The following is a 3,142-nucleotide window of genomic DNA, read 5'->3' as shown; positions in this document are numbered from 1 at the left end:
CGCCTGCGGCGCAACAGCCTGTGTGGGCACCTTCTTCAGCATGAAAAGCTCCTTTTCTGGACAGCTGTTTTACAGCAAATCTGTGTCCAGAAAAATCCGGGCCGCGGCAGCGGCGGTAGGGATAAATGATTTCCCTGAATTTTTGATTCGTTCATAAATGCATATGGATGGTTATTTGCGGTTGACGATAGCCGAGTTTAATTCGCTTCGATTCACCCATTGCTGGTCCGCAGAGGACGACGAAGTGCGGGCTGAGCTTCGTGCGGCAGGCCTCGACTCCCGGTCAAGCGGATACACGGAATGGATGGGCATGTTCAAAGACGAACGCATTTCGCTCGGCTGGAGCTGGTATGAGAGCAACGCCATGCACTTCGAAATGGTGCCGCCAGAACTCGGCGCGATCGGCACGAACTTGATGCTGATGCGCGAGAGCAGGGAGGACTTGGGGCCCGGCATTACCAATGATTTTCTGCGTACGAGGATTGCCGTCATGCAGTGGCAAGCAAGTGTCCAGTCGAGTATCCGCGGCGATTGATGTTGATGTCTTCGCGTGCTTTCCTATCGCTGTTTGTTGGCCGGAACGGCTCGCGGTGCCGTCGGGCACGAGCCGGCCCATGCCCCTCAGCCCATGGTCAGATGCAGCGGATCCTGGGCGAGCAAGAGTGACCGCTTCGTTTGTTCGTCGATCTCGATCCAGCATGCGAAGATCGGCCTACCGAAAACGCGCTGAGGCTGTCCGGCGCGGTGCGCGTGCACGCCCATGCGCGACAACAGCCGCTCTATGCCGAGCGGGGAGACTGTAATCAGGCGTTCCGCGCCCTGTTCCTCGGCGGCCACGACCGCGGCCGCGAGCATTGTGCGTGTGGCTTTTTCGACGTCGATGATGGCCCGGTCAGATTCTCCTACACGGCTTACCGAGAACCGTGACAGTTCCCAGATGCGATCACTGCGCGGGGGCACCGCCGGTTCCATCAGGAAGGGGAAAACTTCCGATAGCAGATAGGGATGGTTCGTAGGCAATAGTCGTGCGCATGCAACAACAGCACCGCGCTCTTCGACGCCGATGACGTACAAGGTGTCGTCTTGATCAAACTGATCCTGTTCCATACCATCGGTTGTCGGTAATTGCCAGCCAAGCTGATCGATGAAAACCTTGTAACGGTACTCCCCCAATGTCCGCCTGAGGCCGGCCAGATTTTTCCCGGTTCGCGTAATCGTGGTGAGCATGACGGCCTCCTTAGTGGTTGCGAGCAAATTAAAACCCCGATCACGTTCTAATAAAAACTATCATTTTTTATAGTTGAGGCGTGTGGCAAGATGGCATGCATTTCTCGATTTTTGGCGACTGTCCACGGGAGCAAATGTGACACGATGCACGAAACGACTCAACTTTCGCGATATCCGTTTGATTGTCTGGACATCCGAAAGTCGATTCCTATGTGTTCTTGTGCGCGCGCTAACGCCAACGCAGAATCGAGGTTCGGCCCCGGTGCTACGCGAAGCTGGGTCCCGCTGCGCACTGCACCGCGTGACGTCAGTGAATTATCCCGCGAGTGGCGGGACCGCAGGGATTCACCGACAGTAACCGAATCGCATCGAACAGAGATTAGGGCTGCCGCTTGAAAACGCGCTTTGAAGAAAGCCATGCCATCGTTCTTGCGAACGTCACCGCAGCGTTGACTGGCTAGGCATACCACCACCTCAGGACGATAGCATCCGGAGGGGCAGCGCGACTGGACCGTGCGTCGCGAACATAACCGCAACCTGTCAAGGAATCACGAAGATCCGGCTTCTCTTGCGTCGAGAACTTGCACAATTGCGATTGGCGCGGCTATAATTTTTTTACGTTTGTAATAAATACAACTGTTAATGTCTAAATGGTGGTTCGATAAATGGCATCACCTATGCCATCTTCATAAATTCGCATCGTATCAGGGATAGGAATTCAGCAATGATCTGCCTCAGTCCGGGCTCCTTTCTCGCCAGTACGGCATATTTCGATAACTTTTTATGGTGGCATGTCATTGGCTGCATGCTCGCAATTCGCATACTTTGAGTAGGCGGTTTCAAGGATGAAGTGCAACATCGGGTTTAGAGCGGCTAACATAACCTGGACATGGTGCCGTGAAATCCATATCCTGGCGGCATGTCCAGACGAAAAATCAGTAACGAGTTATGGGCGGCATTGGAGCCGCTGATTCCAGAGTTCGTGCCATCGCCCAAAGGCGGCCGACGCCGAACGGTGGATGACCGTGCAGCCTTGAATGGCATCCTGTATGTCCTGCAAACAGGCATTCCGTGGGAGTACCTCCCGAAGGAATTGGGTTTCGGCAGCGGCATGACGTGCGGCGACGGCTACGAGACTGGCAGGTCGCAGGCGTTTGGGAGCAACTGCATCTGGCGATGCTTCGCCGGTTGCGTGAGCATGACCAGATTGATTGGGAGCGGGCGAGTCTTGATGCCGCCAGTGTTGCCAGCCCCCGGGGGGCCAGGAAACTGGCCCCAACCCGACAGATCGGGGCAAGCTCGGGTCGAAACGGCATATCGTCGTAGATGCGCGCGGCATTCCGTTGGCCATCACAGTCACGGGTGCCAACCGGCACGATTCGATGGCATTCGAGTCCACGCTCGATGCCATTCCGGCAGTGTCGGGCCTGAACGGCCAGCCGCGCAAACGCCCGGGCAAGTTGCATGCAGACAAAGGCTATGACTTTGCCCGCTGCCGACGTTACCTGAAGCAGCGCGGCATCACAGCCCGTATTGCCCGGCGCGGTGTGGAAAGCAAGGAGCGGCTCGGACGGTATCGCTGGGTGGTCGAGCGCACGCATGCCTGGTTCGCCGGTTTCGGCAAACTGCGCATTCGCTTCGAGCGTCGTCTCGACATTCATGTTGCGTTGCTGTCCCTGGCCGCTGCCGTTATCTGTTCACGCTTCGTGGACGACTTGTGTTAGCCGCTCTTAGTGTTTAGAGCCGTGAGGCTGGCGTGCTGATGCAAGGGTTGTAGCGAAGACCTCGAATGGTGAATGAAACGGTGAGTCGCGCGTGGCCTGCTGTTCAGACTGTCGGCAATTGCATCGAGTTCGTCCTGACTGTAGACCGGGAGGTCCGTGCCTTTGGGCAGATACTGGCGCAGCAGCCCGTT

General features: G+C 56.5%; 2 protein-coding genes and 2 pseudogenes. 2 read left to right on the top strand and 2 right to left on the bottom strand.

Features of this window, described 5'->3' with window-relative positions:
- Nucleotides 1-157: 157 nt before the first annotated feature.
- The gene (locus tag HV796_RS41130; protein WP_343053091.1) at nt 158-535 is read left to right on the top strand and encodes a DUF4902 domain-containing protein; all 378 of its coding nucleotides are present in this window, start codon (nt 158-160) and stop codon (nt 533-535) included.
- 86 nt (nt 536-621) lie between these two features.
- Here the strand turns inward: HV796_RS41130 and HV796_RS41125 are convergent, their stop codons facing one another.
- Nucleotides 622-1,227, bottom strand: coding sequence for an acyl-homoserine-lactone synthase (locus HV796_RS41125; protein ID WP_175233397.1), 606 nt, complete (start codon nt 1,225-1,227; stop codon nt 622-624).
- 919 nt (nt 1,228-2,146) lie between these two features.
- On the opposite strand from HV796_RS41125, the pseudogene HV796_RS41120 reads away from it, so the two are divergent.
- Nucleotides 2,147-2,951: pseudogene (locus tag HV796_RS41120) on the top strand (IS5 family transposase).
- A 6-nt stretch (nt 2,952-2,957) separates the two neighbouring features.
- On the opposite strand, the pseudogene HV796_RS45130 reads toward HV796_RS41120, so the two are convergent.
- A pseudogene (locus HV796_RS45130) lies at nt 2,958-3,142 on the bottom strand (IS30 family transposase); the annotation flags it as partial.

The sequence above is a fragment of the Paraburkholderia humisilvae genome (genome assembly GCF_902859855.1).
Taxonomy (GTDB): domain Bacteria; phylum Pseudomonadota; class Gammaproteobacteria; order Burkholderiales; family Burkholderiaceae; genus Paraburkholderia; species Paraburkholderia humisilvae.
Note: the sequence above shows the minus strand (reverse complement) of the source record. Positions and strands in the feature narration are given on the sequence as shown.